The sequence below is a fragment of the Paenibacillus sp. EZ-K15 genome, assembly GCF_002573715.1.
In the GTDB taxonomy this organism is placed as follows: Bacteria; Bacillota; Bacilli; order Paenibacillales; family Paenibacillaceae; genus Paenibacillus_AQ.
Map to the genome: position 1 here is coordinate 37,751 of NZ_PDHM01000025.1, position 471 is coordinate 38,221.

4 tRNA genes are annotated in these 471 nt (G+C 50.5%); all 4 read right to left on the bottom strand.

The features are described from left to right. Window positions 1-6: 6 nt before the first annotated feature. A tRNA-Gln gene (locus CRG97_RS29315) sits at window positions 7-81 on the bottom strand. A 52-nt stretch (window positions 82-133) separates the two neighbouring features. Beyond that, window positions 134-209 (bottom strand) — tRNA-Val (locus CRG97_RS29320). A gap of 6 nt (window positions 210-215) precedes the next feature. Next, window positions 216-290: transfer RNA gene (locus CRG97_RS29325), tRNA-Glu, on the bottom strand. Between the two features lie 37 nt (window positions 291-327). Beyond that, window positions 328-403: transfer RNA gene (locus CRG97_RS29330), tRNA-Thr, on the bottom strand. Window positions 404-471 lie beyond the last annotated feature (68 nt).

Sequence of the window (471 nt, forward strand, 5' to 3'; positions counted from 1 at the left end):
ATACAATGGCTGGGGATATAGGATTCGAACCTATGCATGACGGAGTCAAAGTCCGTTGCCTTACCGCTTGGCTAATCCCCAAAATCGATGAGTACTTTTATCTTGCCGATTCTCGTTAGAATCATGCATGAAATGGTGGAGGCTGAGGGGATCGAACCCCCGACCCTCTGCTTGTAAGGCAGATGCTCTCCCAGCTGAGCTAAGCCTCCATATTGTGGTGACCCGTAGGGGATTCGAACCCCTGTTACCTCCGTGAAAGGGAGGTGTCTTAACCCCTTGACCAACGGGCCACAATTTCATGATACATGTCCAATTCAAAAGCGAATCTGGAGCTTCCAACCGGGATCGAACCGGTGACCTCATCCTTACCATGGATGCACTCTACCTACTGAGCTATGGAAGCAAGTGGCTCCCCGAACAGGACTCGAACCTGTGACAACTCGATTAACAGTCGAGTGCTCTACCAACTGA